At 48.0% G+C, this 17,010-nt stretch carries 12 protein-coding genes; 5 read left to right on the top strand and 7 right to left on the bottom strand.

Annotated features, from left to right (window positions below; translation table 11 throughout):
• Positions 1–36: 36 nt before the first annotated feature.
• The 6 genes from K7P76_RS22160 to xylA all read right to left on the bottom strand — a co-directional run bounded on the left by K7P76_RS22160 (position 37) and on the right by xylA (position 7,000).
• On the bottom strand, positions 37–1,053 hold the full coding sequence (locus K7P76_RS22160; protein WP_232187501.1) for a LacI family DNA-binding transcriptional regulator: 1,017 nt from the start codon (positions 1,051–1,053) through the stop codon (positions 37–39).
• Positions 1,054–1,502: 449 nt separating this feature from the next.
• Entirely contained in the window at positions 1,503–1,877 is a 375-nt protein-coding gene (locus tag K7P76_RS22155) for a hypothetical protein (RefSeq protein WP_232187500.1), read from the bottom strand.
• Between the two features lie 67 nt (positions 1,878–1,944).
• Positions 1,945–3,243: an ABC transporter permease gene (locus K7P76_RS22150; RefSeq protein WP_232187499.1), complete on the bottom strand. Its 1,299-nt coding sequence runs from the start codon at positions 3,241–3,243 to the stop codon at positions 1,945–1,947.
• Positions 3,240–4,007 (bottom strand): ABC transporter ATP-binding protein, encoded by a 768-nt coding sequence (locus K7P76_RS22145; RefSeq protein WP_232187498.1) that lies wholly within the window; start codon positions 4,005–4,007, stop codon positions 3,240–3,242. Before K7P76_RS22145 ends, K7P76_RS22150 begins: the two co-directional genes overlap by 4 nt.
• A 167-nt stretch (positions 4,008–4,174) precedes the next feature.
• A complete protein-coding gene (gene xylB / locus K7P76_RS22140; protein ID WP_232187497.1) occupies positions 4,175–5,671 on the bottom strand; it encodes a xylulokinase in 1,497 nt (498 codons plus the stop codon).
• Positions 5,672–5,683: 12 nt separating this feature from the next.
• Positions 5,684–7,000 (bottom strand): xylose isomerase, encoded by a 1,317-nt coding sequence (xylA, locus tag K7P76_RS22135; RefSeq protein WP_232187496.1) that lies wholly within the window; start codon positions 6,998–7,000, stop codon positions 5,684–5,686.
• 154 nt (positions 7,001–7,154) lie between these two features.
• Between xylA and K7P76_RS22130 the strand changes: the two genes are divergently transcribed.
• Both K7P76_RS22130 and K7P76_RS22125 read left to right on the top strand, forming a co-directional pair.
• Positions 7,155–8,315 (top strand): ROK family transcriptional regulator, encoded by a 1,161-nt coding sequence (locus K7P76_RS22130; protein ID WP_232187495.1) that lies wholly within the window; start codon positions 7,155–7,157, stop codon positions 8,313–8,315.
• 538 nt (positions 8,316–8,853) lie between these two features.
• The gene (locus tag K7P76_RS22125; RefSeq protein WP_232187494.1) at positions 8,854–9,174 is read left to right on the top strand and encodes an ArsR/SmtB family transcription factor; all 321 of its coding nucleotides are present in this window, start codon (positions 8,854–8,856) and stop codon (positions 9,172–9,174) included.
• 726 nt (positions 9,175–9,900) lie between these two features.
• Here K7P76_RS22125 and K7P76_RS22120 read toward each other — a convergent pair.
• Positions 9,901–14,886 carry a cadherin-like beta sandwich domain-containing protein gene (locus tag K7P76_RS22120; RefSeq protein ID WP_232187493.1) on the bottom strand — a complete coding sequence of 1,662 codons (4,986 nt, stop codon included), beginning with the start codon at positions 14,884–14,886 and terminating at the stop codon, positions 9,901–9,903.
• Positions 14,887–15,189: 303 nt separating this feature from the next.
• Between K7P76_RS22120 and chrS the strand changes: the two genes are divergently transcribed.
• The 3 genes from chrS to chrA are packed head-to-tail and all read left to right on the top strand — an operon-like array spanning position 15,190 to position 16,784.
• Complete coding sequence (gene chrS, locus K7P76_RS22115; RefSeq protein ID WP_232187492.1) at positions 15,190–15,642, top strand: chromate efflux transcriptional regulator ChrS; 453 nt, start codon at positions 15,190–15,192, stop codon at positions 15,640–15,642.
• 3 nt (positions 15,643–15,645) lie between these two features.
• On the top strand, positions 15,646–16,248 hold the full coding sequence (gene chrB, locus K7P76_RS22110; RefSeq protein ID WP_232187491.1) for a chromate efflux transporter ChrB: 603 nt from the start codon (positions 15,646–15,648) through the stop codon (positions 16,246–16,248).
• Positions 16,245–16,784, top strand: a complete 540-nt coding sequence (gene chrA / locus K7P76_RS22105; protein ID WP_232187490.1) for a chromate efflux transporter ChrA — start codon at positions 16,245–16,247, stop codon at positions 16,782–16,784. Before chrB ends, chrA begins: the two co-directional genes overlap by 4 nt.
• The last annotated feature ends 226 nt before the right edge of the window (positions 16,785–17,010 follow it).

Here is a 17,010-nt window from a genome sequence, read left to right as displayed (position 1 = left end):
CGAAACGTTTCGGATTAAGTGTAAAAAAAAGCGGCCTCATTCTTTACACCGCGTGCTTTCGCGAATAATCAACTGATTATTTAATAAAATCTTTCGGTTGTCCGTCCTATTCTCCAACATGTCGATCAACAATTGAGCGGCTTGATAACCGAGTTCGTATTTGTCCTGTCTGATCGTTGTCAACTTGGGCGAGCAGTAAGCGGAAATGCTGATATCATCGAATCCGACTATCGACATGTCGTCAGGTACCTTGCGGCCCATGCGTTCCAATGTGCGGATTGCGCCTAGAGCCATCAGATCGCTTGCGCAAAAAACGGCCGTTACTTCAGGATGGCGTATCAAAATTTGATACATCGCTTCCGCTCCGCCATCTTCCGAGAATAACCCGTCGAAAACGAGAGCCGGGCTGTCCGTCAATTCGAATTGCTCAAGCGCTTCTTTGAAACCGTCGTAACGTTCCCGACTAACGAAAGCCTGATTATGCCCGTTGATCATCGCGATATTGCGGTGCCCGCTTTCCAATAGATGTCGGGTGGCTATTGCGGCCCCCAAACGGTTGTCGGAAGTAATATGGGCAACGTTTGCACCGGTTCTGGGAATATCGATCAGTACGCAAGGAAAGGCGTTTTGCTCGATGACTTCCTGCAAATAAGGATCATCCAGACGCAAACCGGATAGAATCGCGCCTTCTACGTTTCTTTCCTTGCAAAGAGCCGTATAGGACTTTTCCATCTGCTTGGACGGGTTAGTGCTAAATAAGAGTAAATCGTAATTTAAATCTCCGGTACGGTCATTAATTCCGCAAAGAACTTCGTATGCGAATGCATCTTTCGCTCCTGCGCGGTTTATATCCGAAATAATAAGGCCGATCGTGCGCGTTTTCTTGGAGACAAGACTTCTGGCAACGGCATTGGGGCTGTAGGATAGCTCTTTCGCGACCTTTTTGATTTTCTTCCTTGTTTCTTCGTTAACGTCATCGTAACCGTTTAATGCCCTGGACACCGTGGTGACGGATACACCCGCTTTTTTTGCGATATCTTTAATCGTTGCCATCGTTATACACCTTTCCAAAACGTTTCGGATTTATTATAAAATAGGTCCGAGCAGTTTTGCAAGCGCTTTTTTTATCCATGTTTGTTTGATGCTAGACCCCGCCTAGAGACTCCATTTGCAAAACAGCCGGTTTGGAAGTCCACGCCTCCACGGGGGGTGAAGTCCTCGATAGCGGCAATTTCTTCCGTTATATCGGCCGCGCCTCACCCTCTATGAACATATAACGGCATTTTTTTCCGCTATAGTCAGGAAACACGCCCGGATTAGGGTCTTTACGACTTTATAACGGCAATTTTTGCTGTTAAAGCGGCCTGCATAACCGCTTGCTTGGCGGATCGTATAACGGCATTTATCGCCGCTACAGTCAGTTCCACCAAAAAAACAGGCTGTCCCTCAGATCTTTGCAGATCTAAAGGGATAGCCCCTCAATTGTTCGCTATTGTGTGATATTAGGTCGCTTGGAAATGGTCATAGGAGCCGTCGTCGGTAGAGAAGGATGGTTTCCGCTCGGCGTTATCGGAGTCCGCAACCTGATAGGCTTCCTCCCAATCCTCGTTCACCGTATGCGCCGGGATCGGAATGTCGTCCATTCCGTAGGCGATATCGGTAACGTGGACAACCTCCGCAGGGGCATGCTCCATTAGCTGGCCTGCGTAACATTGCACGATTTCGAGGGCGGAGGTCAAATCTTCGTCTTCCACGTGAATGTGCAGACGCCCGCCTTCATGCAGCTGCGGCTCATACCCTAAATCCTCCAGCGTCTCGCCGGCCAATCTAGCCTGGGACTCATCCGGAAACTGGAACATCAGAGCGGCTTGAATCATCGATATATCCTCCCCGTTCTCCATTATCGCTTCAATCCTGCATAGCTTTTCCAATTGGATACGACATTTATTCCTTTTTCCTGCGCAAAGCGCTAAAGGAAGTGACGACCTCATTTACGAATCGCAACCAATAATATCCTGCAACGGGAATAACAACAATAGCCAACCACCCAACGCTTCCATAGATCAGCCCCGTCTTTACGCCTACAATGATTCCCCATAGCGATACTAAAGGGTATGCTCCCCAGATTTTAGCCTTGGCGGAAGCTCGTTCAAGGATGTCATCCGGCCACCGAAACAAAGCAATATACGGTTCGGATAACCATTGCAGCCATTGGCGTTGCAACATGCCCAATAACAGCATCGGCAAAACTAGCCACACGATCACCGCTAATGGGAGTGGAGATAACAACATCGCAGCAGCTCCAGCACCTGCTAAATACAAGAGAGGCTTCAGCAGGTCAAATCGACGCAATACCGATTTAAACCAACTATCCAACAGTCTATCGGCATCATCCCTATGCTTCAGGAGCGGTTGCGATTGGCGGAAAAGCATCGGTCTGCGCAATTTAGGGACCGGCTTCTTGTCCATCGTTTCGCTGAGAATCCAGCCTACGCTCGCAACATAAGCAGCATTTTCCACGGCTATTTCATGCAGTAACGTTCCTTTCGTCCTTAGACGCAACATCATCTGCCAGAAGGCAATTGTCAACATAAACACGCTCGCCAAAACTAGAATGGCGGATTGTGTATCACCTATCACCGCGAGCCAAACAAAAGCACTCAAAAAAACCGGTCTAATCATAAGCAAAATAATTGTTAGCTGCCAGCCTCTTAATTTTTGCATCAATCGATCTCTCAGCAACATCCATACGAATCCGTAAATCGCAGAATAGATGACCAGAATAATGACAAATGAGCCGGAAAATTCGAACACCTCTAACAATAAAGGCGATAAAACGGCAGCAATTAAGGAAGAGAGGAATATACGCGTAATAAAGCCGTAAATAAACCCAGCCGCAGTCAGTCCGCGAAGCCATCTCGCATTGCGGTGCAGGAACAACCCGTCGCCGGGCTCGGCAAACGTCCTATACTTCCCTGTAAGCTGCAACAATCCGAGGATCGTTAGGAGAAGGGCAACAGGGATTTCATGAAGCCATTGAGGAGGATTTCTCACCAAATCGCGATACATTCCGCCGATTATCAATAATCCCGGAATGAATATGTACAACCAAACAGCCCAATCCAATACGGTTCGCCAGCATTTCCAGATAGCAACCCAATAAGCCGACATTCGTTCTAAGAATAGCGGAAACGGGCTGAACCTTTTGATATGAAATCCGTCAGTATGGTCCTCATGCTTCACGATTGTACCTCTTCGTATTCGGTAAGTTTATGAAAACAATCAAACAATCGCGCTTCCGGCCCGCATCCAGCCGCAGTCCGGATTTCCGCCAGCGTTCCCGAGGCCGCCACGCCCCCATCATGAACAAGAACAAAACGGTCGCACAACCGCTCGGCGGAGTCTAGCACATGCGTTGTGAGCAATACGGCGGCTCCGCGGCTCCTCTCCTCATCCAAAGCTGCGAGCAGTTCCAGCACCGCACCGGGATCCAGCCCTATGAACGGTTCGTCCACCAAATAAAGCTCCGGTTTCAGCAAAAATCCAATGATGAGCATGACCTTCTGCTGCATTCCTTTGGAGAATCTGACGGGATATTCGTGTTTTACCTTCTGTAGTCGGAATCTGCGCAATAGCTTCTCCGCACGCTCACGGAATAACTCCTCGGGGATGCTTCCGGCCGCCGCTACAAGCACAAGATGTTCCCATAAGGTCATCCGTTCGTAGAGAATCGGCTGTTCTGGAATGTAGGCGATACGTGAGGACATCTCGACTCCGCCGCCGTTCTCCTCTTCTTTGCCATGCCAATATATTTTCCCCCTCCAATGGGGAAGTTGGCCGAGCAGCCCTTTCATAATGGTGCTCTTACCGGCTCCGTTCGGCCCTAACAAACCGACTCGTTCACCGGCCTGCACGCTTAGGGTTACTTCCTCTACGATCGGGCGGCCCGACTCATATCCCGCTTCTTCTATAACCGCTCGAAAAAGAATCTCTGATCCGCTATTCAATTTCTTTGTCCTCCTCAGTTACGCTACCTAAGTATACGATATGGAAAGATTCATGGTTCCTTCGTCATGCGGAAAAAAGCCTCCTCCCAGTTACCGGCTGGGAAATGCGGAGGCTTCTAGGGAAAAGGGAGGCACCCCTTAACCTATTTTCATTTTATCCGATTAATTTATTTGCGGAAAGCATCTAGGGATTGGTTGATTTCCTTAGTCTGGTTATATACTTGTTGATAAATGCGGAAAAGCTGTTCGTATTGCTTGCTTGCGGATTCGTTGGGACGATATATTCGTGCGTGTTTCACGAATACTTCCCCGCATGCGTCCAGCGTCGGGAACCAACCGCATCCGACCGCAGCCAGCATGGCCGCGCCAAGACCCGGACCCTGCTCGTTCTCTAGCGCAACGACATTCGCGCGGAATATATCCGCCTGCATCTGCAGCCATAGCGGATTTTTCGCGCCGCCGCCGATCGAGACAATCGTGTCTACCGACTTACCCGCGGCGCGGAACATGTCAATGGATTCGTTCAGGGAGAAAGTGATTCCCTCCATAACTGCTCGAGCGAAATGCGCTCGCGTATGACTTCCATCCATGCCGATGAAGCTGCCGCGAATTTTCGCGTCGGGATGAGGCGTACGTTCGCCGACGAGGTAGGGCGTGAACAGCAAACCGTTCGAGCCTACAGGGATATCTTCGATCCCTTCCAGCAAGGAGTCGAAGGATTCGCCGTTGGCGAACGTATTGCGGAACCAGCTTAGCGAGTAGCCAGCCGCTAGCGTGACTCCCATCGCGTAGTATGCATTTTCCTTCCCGTGGTTGAAGAAGTGCACCTTGCCTGCGTAATCCGCGGATGCATCGGCTTCGTAGGTCAAGATGACACCCGATGTCCCGATGCTGCACAAGGTGAGTCCCGGAGAGAGAATGCCCGCTCCGATCGCTCCGCAAGCGTTGTCTGCTCCGCCGGCGAACACTTTGGTCGTAGGCGACAACCCTGTTGCTCGGGCAGACTCCGGCGAAATCGTGCCTACGTAAGCACCTGCTTCAACGAGCGGTGGACAGAAAGCTGACGGCAGCTTAAATGCGGCGAGAACTTCCTCGCTCCAGATTTTGTTCGCGACATCCAGCAACAGCGTACCTGCAGCATCGGAAAGATCCATGTGGGCGGCTCCCGTCAAACGCAGACGCAAATAGTCTTTCGGCAGCAGGAAATGGCTCGCTCGTGCGAATACATCCGGCTCATTCTGCTTAACCCACAGAATCTTCGGCAAAGTAAAGCCTTCGAGCGCGGGATTGCGGGTGACGGACAGCAGCTTGTCTTGGAGCGTTCTTTCGATCTCCCGGCACTGCTCGGTCGTGCGCGTATCATTCCATAATATGGCTCTGCGAACGGGCTGGTTATTGGCATCGAGGAGGACAAGTCCGTGCATTTGACCGGAAAAGCTGATTCCTTCGATACTGTCTCGGTTGACACCGGAATTAGAAAGTAACTCCTGTAGCGCACCCGTCGTACCGGTCACCCAATCCTCTGGCTCCTGCTCGCTCCAGCCGGTTTTATCGTGATATAGCGGATATTCACGGGTAACCTCGGATTGGACAGTGCCATCCTGTCTAACGAGAAGCGTCTTGACCGCGCTCGTTCCCAAATCTACGCCAATGACATATTTCATGGGGGGGTCTCCTTACACGCTGAAGATGACGTCGTTCAAAGTCGCTTTAATTTGCTCCAACCGAGCGGACTCATTGCGGATTGGCTTGGCTTGCAGGACATAGGCTTCCAGCGATTTCAACGTCGCTTTACCGGAAACGATCTCTGCGCCGATTCCTTCGTTGAAGCTGCGGTAACGATTGCCGATAATATCATCCAGTACGCGATCATCGATGAGTTTCGCCGCTGCCTTTAAGCCGCGGGCGTAAGTGTCCATTCCCGCAATGTGAGCAAAAAACAAATCCTCGTCTTCGAACGAAGAGCGACGGACTTTAGCGTCGAAGTTCACGCCGCCGCGGCCTATGCCGCCTTCATTCTTAAGAATCTCGAACATAGCAAGCGTTGTCGAAACCAGGTCCGTCGGGAATTCATCCGTATCCCATCCGAGCAGCATATCGCCTTGGTTCGCATCAATCGAGCCGAGCATACCGTTAATACGTGCCGTACGAAGTTCATGCTCGAAAGTATGGCCCGCCAGGGTAGCGTGGTTAGCTTCAATGTTAAGTTTGAAATGTTGCTTCAAGCCGTAGCTTTGAAGGAATGCGATTGCCGTGGCGGAATCGAAATCGTACTGGTGCTTGGAAGGTTCCATTGGCTTAGGCTCAATCAAGAATTGAGCGTCGAAGCCGATTTCCTTAGCATAATCAACCGCCATATGAAGGAAACGTCCCAGGTTATCGAGTTCCAGCTTCAAGTCGGTGTTAAGCAATGACTCGTAACCTTCGCGACCGCCCCAGAATACATAGTTTTCCGCTCCGAGCTCTTTGCCGACTTCTAGACCTTTTTTCAACGTTGCTGCCGCGTATGCAAATACTTCTGCGTTATTCGTCGTGCTTGCGCCATGTACATAACGCGGGTTCGTGAATAGGTTTACCGTGTTCCATAGCAGCTTCTTGCCAGTCGACTTCTGGTAATCCTTCAACATAGCCACGATTACATCGAGATTTTTGTTTGTCTCGGCCAAAGTTGCGCCTTCCGGAGCGATGTCCGCATCATGAAAGGCGTAGAAGGGTACATTTAATTTCTCCAGCAACTCGAAGTTAGCTTCTACGCGTGCTTTCGATTTATCGAGAGGGGACAAGGAATCCCAGCTCCGGACTGCCGTGCCTGCGCCGAATGGATCCGCGCCGCTGGCGTTGAACGTATGCCAGTAAGCGACCGCGAAACGGAGGTGTTCCTCCATCGTTTTGCCGAATACGATTTCTTGCGGGTTGTAGTGCTTAAATGCGAAAGGATTTTTCGAAGCGCGTCCTTCGTACTGAATCTTGGGCACATTAGTAAACTTACTCATTAGTTTGTTGCCTCCTTGTAAGCGATATCAAGTTTCTTAACTGACATCAGCATAGCATGGGTGGACTTAGTTTGTCTATTCAATAAACTAAGTTTTTGGGATGGTTATGTGGTATGATAAACGTAATTTGATGATAAGGAGTCACTTGGCTCAAATGACGACACCTACCGGCGATCAAGCCTTAATTAAGCGCATTAACACAGCCATCGTGCTGGAATATATATTGCGGGGATCTCCGCTCTCGCGCGCTCAGATTTCCGAACAATCCGGTCTGAATAAGGCGACCGTATCAAGTCTTGTTCAGGATCTGATTGACGGTTCGCTGGTCAAAGAAATCGGAACGGGCCAATCAAGCGGCGGGCGTAAGCCGGTCATGCTTGAATTTATTGCAACGTCGGGTTATGCCATCGGCATTGATCTAGGCGTTAACTATATTCGCGGAGTATTAACCGATTTACGCGGGGGGATCGTTGCGGAACGTACCTCCTCTCTTCATTATCCCGAACCGGAAGTGGCTGTCGAGCAGTTGTGCGGTTGCATTGAAGAACTGATGGCAGAGGCACCGGCAAGCCCTTATGGGATTGTCGGCATAGGAGTCGGGGTGCCGGGTCTTGTTGACGAGAGCGGAGTTATCCTGTTCGCTCCCAACTTGAAGTGGCGGGACGTTCCTCTGCAGCGTCAGTTAGCTGAGCGGTTCGGATTGCCTGTGACGATAGATAATGAAGCAAACATGGGCGCTCTCGGGGAGCAAAAATACGGAGCCGGCCGCAGCATCAACAATCTGATTTATGTCAGCGTAGGCATCGGGATTGGTACGGGGCTGATCCTGCATAAGATTTTGTACAAAGGAGCATCCGGATTCTCCGGCGAAATGGGCCATCTCTCGGTCGAGGCCCACGGCAAGAACTGCACCTGCGGCAACCGTGGCTGCTGGGAAATGTACGCCTCCGAGCAGGCTTTGTTGGAGCAGGCTTCGGGGCTTGGGTTTGATAGCTTAGAGAGTTTGTTGGCTGCCGCCGCTGCTGGGCGAGAGGACGTGCTGGAGCTATTCACGGGTATCGGCGAGTACCTCGGTATTGGCATCGCCAATATCGTCAACGTATTCAACCCCGACGCCGTCGTTATCGGCAACCGCATGAGCCAGGCTCGTCCATGGCTCGAAAGCGTGTTGCGACAAACCGTCGTGCAGCGCGCCCTCGGCTTCCATCTGCGCAAGGTACAGCTGCTTTTCGCCGAGCTCGGCGAGCGCTCCTCCATGATGGGCGCCGCCGAGATGGCGATCGCCGGCTTCTTCACTCGCGTGAAGTCGGTGTAATTGCCGACACAATGCTCGCCGGGAGAGGCTCGCGTGTGGTTTACGAAGCGCGTTGTGTGTTTAAGGCGCTTTTTGTATGGCGCCACGGCGGCGTGTTGTGTGGCGCTGCTGGTACTAGGTTGTGCGGTGGAACACGGCTGGAAGTTGGGTGCTCATGTTGCCGCGAGTACGATTTTTCGGGATGTAGTCGGGGTGTTCTTGGATTTCGTCGATGTTCGAGGATTCAAGTTACGGTTTCCGATTCTAGTTGGAAAAACTCCCATTAGTTCGTTCGGATTCGAGGAATATGGAAGACTAGTTGGAATAAGTACCATTAGATCAACTGAAAACGTGCAAATAACAAATTTGAGGATTAAGTAAGCGTACTTTTTCCAACTAGTTCTAAGATCATCGGTTCCCACCGATAAACTAGGTGGAGGAAATCCATCTAGTAAACTATTTATCCGGTTAGAAATTTATGCTATAAATTAGTATATAATTATATGAATATTTCAAGGGTCAAATCATCCTATTTCAATATGGAAAAGAGGTTGGGACGATGAGCGACAAGTTGGCAGAAATGGCGGAGTTGCTTAAGTTGTTAGGAGATAAGACGCGCCTCGCGATGCTAGGACTTCTTCAGGAACGAGACCTCTGCGTCGGAGATATTGTTGAGTTGCTAGGCACTAGCCAACCAAATGCTAGCCAGCATCTGCGCCGATTAAAGAGCGCCGGTCTGGTACGGGAAGACAAACGTGGCCAATGGGTATTCTATTCCTTGAATCTGGACGACTTCCCGGACCTGCGCGTCTTCTTGTCCCAACTGCCGGGACGGAAGGAACGGCTTCGCTCGCTTGCCGAATTACCTGAACGTGGTTAACACCTCCGCCGATATCGCTCTATGCTAACATCTTTCCAGCTCTCCTAATTCAGATAAAATAAAAGAACCACAATGAGAGAGATCTCTACCTGTGGTTCTTAGCGTTTTATAAATGATTATGCCGTTCTCGCACAACCTTGATCACATAGACCGCATTTACTCCATCTTTTCTTATGATCAGGTTGAGTTGCTTTCCCCCTTCCCATCTAACGTCAACCCTATCCATTCTGTTATATTACTGTCAATTGTGGTGCCCGCCGTCAATTCAGATGCTAGTAAACAACACGATTTCAGTCTCCCTATCATAATCAATCGACTAGTTAATGTAATAAGGGTTTCCAATAAATTTGACTACAAGACATCGGGTTCGAGAGGACGCCAAATATTAAAAAAGTATGTTTGTTCGGTTATGCCCTGTTCGCTGTTTACAGCATGGACCTGCACCTTCACCGCATTTAATCCAGTTGACAAACTCAACACGTAGTCTCCGAATACGTCGGGAGTGATAGGAATATCATTCAACTTAACAAAATCAATAATAGCGTCAGGATTGTCCTTCGTAAGCTGTAGCGTCAATAAATCATTATTGAAGTCGACGGGAATATCAACGGAAGTCTTGTAATTCCCCGCATTGAAAAACTCAGGCAGTAGCGTACTCGGGCTATAAAATGATTCTTTCGATAGACAAACATTTGCTAGTGTTGCATTCGTATCTGATAAATCGATTCAGCGAATTAATACATATTTATAAGTTTTTGTTGCAACGCCCAGCGATGAAGTGATAACAAGATGATGAATGTTAAGGTTCGTCTCGAGCGGAAAGATCCATTGTTCACTGAATTGCCGTTCTCTTTCCATTATCGGGACGCTATCAAGCGTAACTGAAACGGATGCTTGCGGATCTACCGTCTGTACTAGAAGGTCCATATTCAATTCGCTGGGTGCGAGTTGGATAGTGGATTCCTCCGTCTGTCCTAGATCAAAAACGAACTGACTGGTATTAGGTGTCAATGCCAATTGTGAAATATCCGGGTTCAATGGCGGTTCCTGAGGTTCCGATATTGTCAAGTTTATGGTGTAAGAAACCGGATACTGGCCCATCGGGCCAAAAACTTTGACATCAATGTAGTTTTCACCGATATGTACATTGTTGATGTAGTATCCACCGTCTTGGGATGCGGTTTGCCCGTTTAACGATACAATGACGATGCTGTAGTTCCAAGCTAGTTCAGATAATTCAACGTTCAGTACATATGTCCCCGATAAGGTTCCCGATCCATTGTAATAGCCTTCTCCATCTGGCACAAGATCGATCGGAGACTGCTCCGGGGACTTTAAAGTTAAGGTAGCATCCGTAAAAATTTTCGTCTCCTCACTATAAGAACCACCTACCAACACTGCCAAATCGAGATAAAAGTTAGTCATTTCACTTGTTTCAGGATCAGGGGCGCTATACTCGAATGAAATAATGTGATACCCATTACTCAATGGACTAATTGTAATAGGATCCGGATAAGTGATGTCGGGTTGTTGAACGCCATCGATACTCATCATGATATTCGTAGCGTCATTGTTAAATATTGCCGTTAGATCAAAAGTATTCGTAGACAGGTCCGGCATTTCCAAACGATATCTTGAGTAGTTGGAACTACCAAAATCGAAGTTAACTTTGGCAATGGGCCAAGCTACGCCACCACCTACCGGATTGGCATTTATACTCCCCACTCCTGTTGGCCAGCTCCGTTTAAGTTGGACTGTGTATACGAATAGACCCCCTGAGTTCTTGAGAACAACCGTCACATCCGTTTTGCTCTTTGTAATCGGAATAGAATAACCAGTTCCTACGTTAATGGCATTCCAAAATGTCCCCGGTTCTCCCTCATAATACACGGAAACATCAACATCGGAGCCATAATCTAACGAGAGTGCAACATTCTCTACATTCGATGCGACTATAGCTTCATACTCCGTTGTAGAATTGCCGGAAGTAACTTCTATCGGATTACCTAGAGGATCTTGATCCTGCAAGAAAACCCCATTCAATCGATAGGCGACAGGCACTTCATCGCTTTGTAAAATCGTCAATTCATAGGTTTCATGAAATAATCCTGTAAAGTCTCTTACAACAATATCATATTGATTAAAGCCAGCGGTCAGCGGCACAAGATAACTACCTATCGTATTTGGAATACGCGGTAACGGGTCATTACTTCCCTTCACAAAAACTTGTTTGTTGTTCATAGCCGGGAGATCAATTTTTATGTTGCTAACATCCGAACCCACTTGAGCAAAGTAGCTTAATTTTCCTGATCGGGTTGGGGCAAATATTGAATTTTCTACAACTGACAATTGGATATCGCCAATCGCAGTCCACGCTGGGTCTTTGGGTACGTTCACAAGGGTTAACGGATAACTACTGCTAAGACCTCCCGAATTGTAAAATTTTAAAACATAGCTATTAACCCCAACTCCTATATTGCTGATCGATCTAAGTCCTCCTGAAGCTTCCCATGATGCAATTTCTGTAACTTGATTATTAGCAAGGAACAACTTCGCTGATGTTACGCCATAACTAGCGTTATAAACTAGGTTCATGTCGAATCTGCTTATTGAGCTAGTCGAATGTACTGCGAAGTTGGTGAATCCAACATTTTGCCATTCAAGCGGTTGCTCCATACTCATTGTCGTCCAAGTGGAGACCTCCAATGGCTGTTCTAAATGTGGTCCCCGCACGATATTGAGGTAATAGGTCATTGTGGTGTGTTGATCTTGTGCAAGAGTTTTGATCGTAAAAATATTGTCCCCAACGCTCAACACCGTGTCAAAGTAATCTCCCAACAACGATTGCGAATTTACACTCACAATTGATGCCGCAGCTTTATTTAAGTTCATTTTAAACCTTATTTTATTAAACTCATAAGGAAGATAAACGGGTATCGTCGTATTTTCCGTTTGAGCATAAGTTCTTACCCCGTATGATGTATTCCAATTTCCGGAGAAATCTTTATATTCGACTGCAATCCCGCTAAGGGTCGCATCCATCTGGGAGGCAGGCCCTAGATCTCTAACTATTCTATAGGTGTAATAACTGTGTCCATATCCGTTTTGTGATACAACGGATATTTTTACTTCATTGATCGTCGAACCTAGATTAAGAGCATAACTTCCGGCAGTTGGTTCTATAGTGTTTTCATTTAATTTAGCGGTAATAGTAGCACCTGGATCAGCAGTTTGAACCGTCATATTTAGGCTGGAAATATTAGAAGCCAGATCTATTCGTTGAGGCTCGTAAGCATTAGGATTAAATACAAAATCGTTCAAACCGCCAAAAGCTATGGAAGTAACATTCGCATTACTTGGGTTCCCAGTCTCACTATTGGTATTACGAGTAACTGTAAACGTATAAACCTGAGGGATCCCTATTGGCGTAATTGGTGGAGATACGACTCCTAACAAGAAAAAGTTATCTAAAGACGCCACCAGAGGCGCATTAAAGGCTGGTCCTTTGTTAACCTCCGTAAGCGTTATTGTAATCGTATTCTGACCTACATTTAGAGGAATGCTTAAAGGATTTCCCGCATTAAGCCCCCCGGCTTTGAAAACTCCATTAATAGAGTAAGCTATTCTCAAATTGTTATCACTGATTGTACCAATGGTCAAAGCTAAATTTTCTGTAGTGTAGGGGACTGACAATGACTGTGAAGAAGCTGAAGGATTAAACGTAAATCCGTTAATTGCCGCGGGGATAGAAACACCACCGCTACCTACAAGATTCCGATCTCTATTAACCGTTACCTTGTAGGTTCTCGTGGTTGTCCCGTTTTGTGCCGTAACGACTACCCTAATATCGGTAGATTGACCCGCATCGTTCAGTGTAATCGACTTAGTTCCTCCGCTGTTTATAGATACGTCGTCCACTTTCACTGTTGTGAAGGAATTGGAAACAAGGGTCGGAGAAACATTAAGACTGCTTGTCGTATTGCTTACATTCATCACATAATTCTCGGTTGCCGGATTAAACAATATTAAATTAGACTGCTCACTGCCTGGAATTCCAACAAACAAACCTTGCAACTCCGCAAAAGATGAACCCGCACGGGTAATGGTAATCGTATAGGTATTTGTTTGACCATTCTGAGCCGTAACAACAACCGTGATCGTATTTACTCCCACATTCAAACTGATCGTTTCGCTCAAACTTCCGCTAGTTACCGCTACGTTATTCACCTTAATGGTTGCAGAAGCTTCTGCGACGGTCGGTCTTACCCTAATTCCCGCAACGTTGTTCGGAACTGTCGTCGAATAGGACGTTGTCGTCGATACGAACGTTGGTGCAAGCACAACCGTTGCCGGAGATGCAGCAGCATCCACAACTTGCAATCCAGACAACGCTGGCAAAGATGCAGTTGGAGGCGTAGTATTCGTGGAACTCGGTGACGGGCTCGACGAAGGGCTCGGACTCGGAGATGGAGACCCACTGCCCTGCTTAACCTTCTCCTCCTCCCGCTTCTGCTTCTCCGCTTCGAAACGGACTTTGTCCGCCTCGGCTAACTGCTTCTCATATTCTTCCTGCGCTTTCTTCTTCTGATCTTCCAACGCTTTCTTGTTGGCATCTTCCTTGGCTTTGCGATCTTCGTTCAGCTTCTTTAATGTTTCTTCACTCTTCTTGCGGTCGGTTTCCTCTTGTTTCTTGCGGTCTTCCGTTTGCTTCTTCGCCTCTTCGTCTTTCAGGCGTTGGGCTTCCTTCTGCTTCTGCTCTTCATCGGTTAATTGAAGCTCTTTCTTGGACAAGTCGACGGTAATACCGGATTGCTTGTGAACTTCTTCGATAATTTGATTCAATCTTTCTTGCGTTAGCAAGCCGCTCTTAACGGCCTGATCGGCAATGGCGCCAATCAGGTTGCCTGTGTTCGACTTGAACCGGGCTAGGTCTTCCTTCGTGTCCCCGAGATTTTCAGGCACCCCGTTGTTCTCGTACTGCTCAACATAGTGTTCATTCTCCGCAAGAATAGCCGCGGCATTTTCCAAGATGGCTTGTACGATGCTTGTATCGCTTTGCTTCATTAATAGCTCAAGGTCGACGGGAGCAATCGTAATTTCCGAGTCTCCCTCCTTGTTCTCGGTAAACAATGCGTTCTGCGTTGGATAGACATCTTTACTTTCAGAGCTCGCACCACCAGAGTCTTTGGAACTCGCGTTAACGACACCTGCGGCAACCGTAAGGTGCGTGGCGCCCGTATTCGGATCTACAGTAACAAGCAGATGGGTTCCCCGTACGCCCATGACCGCCGTCGGAGTTTCCAATGAAAATTCGTCGTCCTTGGACGCGATCGATTTAACGTCAACCCAAGCCGAGCCGTTAAACATACTTACCTTGGTACTCGTCCCCTTGCTGTTTTTCAACTTGGAGAAAGTGAGCGTCGTATTGGCCGACACGGCCATTTTATCGTCTTCGGACGTCCCGTTGGCAAATTGAAGAGACGCAGAGCTACTTGCCCCCGTCGATAGGATATCGCCCTCGTTCAGGCTCATCTTGGCGAACGCCGTGAATTCCTTGGAGCCTCCGGCTTTTTTCACCTTGACGGTACCCTTCATTTCCTTAATTACGGCCACGCGCGTAGAAGCGGCTGACACATCTTTGGCGAATACGCCAAGTACAGGCATTACCACTAACAACGATAGGATAAAATAGACTATAGACTTACGAAACATAAGAATCCCCCTGACTAAAGTTGTACATCTATTGACACTTGCAATTATTGACTATGTAAAATAATCCAACATACCTCATTCTACTAGATTTCAGCATAATTTCGACACTATTTTATTAAATTCTGTAAAATTTCTGAACAAAAACTCATAATTTCGACATAGAAAACACAATAGGAAAGAAGAAATCCAAATTAAAATTGATATTGTAATCAAAAACTTATATATTATTACATATCGTAATTTAATTACTCGAAAAATTTTCTTATTGAAAAAATATATTTTTCACGAAGGAGTTGTCCCCCATTGCATCAAATCGATGACATCGACCGCCAGATTATCAAAGCGCTGAACGCCAACGGAAGAATATCCTACACGGATTTGGCCAAGGATATCGGGCTCTCGCGCGTAGCCATCCAGACGCGAATAAACGCCCTCATGGAAGAAGGCGTTATCGAACGGTTTACCGCCGTCATTAATCCGGAGAAAATCGGGATTACCGTATCGGCTTTCTTTAACGTTGAAGTCGAACCCCAATGTCTGAAAGAGGTTGCGGACACTTTAGCCGATGAACCGGCCGTCACGAGCCTTTATCATATGACCGGCCCTAGCAAGCTGCATATGCACGGTTTGTTTACGAACAATAAAGAGATGGAAACATTTCTGAATGAGAAGCTATATAAACTTCCCGGCATTATGAGCGTGGATTGTCAGATTCTGATCACCCGGTATAAGAGCCGTATGGGAATGAGGTTATAAAATATGACCGAGCAAACGAACGATCGCCAATATGCGCAGCTCGCCTGGGCAATGGGTAAAACCGGCATTCTCGGATACGGCGGAGGCCCTTCCGTTATTCCGTTAATCCGATACGAAGCGGTTACCCGTTACCGATGGCTGGAAGATGACGAGTTCGGAGAAATTCTCGCTATCGCCAACGCGCTTCCCGGTCCGATCGCCACCAAGATGGCCGCTTATCTCGGCTATCGCCAGAAAGGCGTGCTTGGCTCTATTGTAGCCGTACTCGCCCACATCCTTCCTTCCGCGATCGCCATGATCTGCTTGCTCTCATTCGTTGAATACCTAAGCAACTCAGAAGTTATACAAGGAATGATAGTCGCGGTTATGCCGGTTATTTCCGTCATGCTCGGGGTCATGGCCTACGAATTCGCCAAAAGAGCCTATAAAGGTTTGGGTAAAATCATGGTCGTCGTCTTCTGCGGGATTGCATTCGTGCTGCTTCAGCTCATTCCCGTTCATCCGGCGATTGTCATTGCTCTCTTCCTCACCTACGGTGCCGTGCATTTCCGGATAACGGATCGCCTGAAAGCAAGGCGCGCCAAAGCTGGAGGAGAAGCCTCATGAGCAGCCTTATCGATCTTTTTCTCGGTTTCTTCCTATCGAATGTGCTTGGATACGGCGGAGGCCCAGCCTCGATCCCGCTTATGTACCAGGAAATCGTCAATCATTATCATTGGACTTCGGACCATCAATTTTCCAACCTATTAGCGCTTGGCAATACTTTACCCGGACCGATTGCCACCAAAATCGCCGCATTCGTGGGGTATGATGTAGCAGGAATCGGCGGCGCTCTGATCGCTCTGGCTGCAACCGTCATTCCTTCCGCTGTCGCTCTTATCGTGTTGCTCCGAATCATGCAGCGTTACCGGCAATCCTCGGTAGTCAAAGGAATGACCCTTCTCGTGCAGCCGGTCATCGCCATCTTAATGCTGCTGCTCACCTGGCAAATGGGCAGAACCTCCATACATTCCTTAGGGTTATGGCAATCGATAATCATTGCCGCTATCGCGCTGTGGGCGATGGAAAAACGTAAAATCCATCCCGCCTTCGTTATCCTTTGCGCGTTCATTTATGGCGGGGCAGTCGTCCCTCATCTGTGATTCGAAAATGGATAGTCAATAGTAAAAAGCCGAGGAGAAACGGGGCTTATTGACCCTGAATCTCTCTCGGCTTTATGATTTCCGGTATCGCACACGGTTAGCCCGGCAAATCCGCAGCAGCATCAACGATTTGTCCCATGGTGAAGGAAACGCACGAGAGTCTGTCTGATTGGACTCTCTCTTCTCTGTCATAGAGATTCCAAAGCTCATACCTGCTTTCATCAGT

The organism is Cohnella silvisoli, assembly GCF_021190915.1.
Taxonomy (GTDB): Bacteria; Bacillota; Bacilli; order Paenibacillales; family Paenibacillaceae; genus Cohnella; species Cohnella silvisoli.
This window is presented reverse-complemented; position numbering and strand designations above follow the sequence as displayed.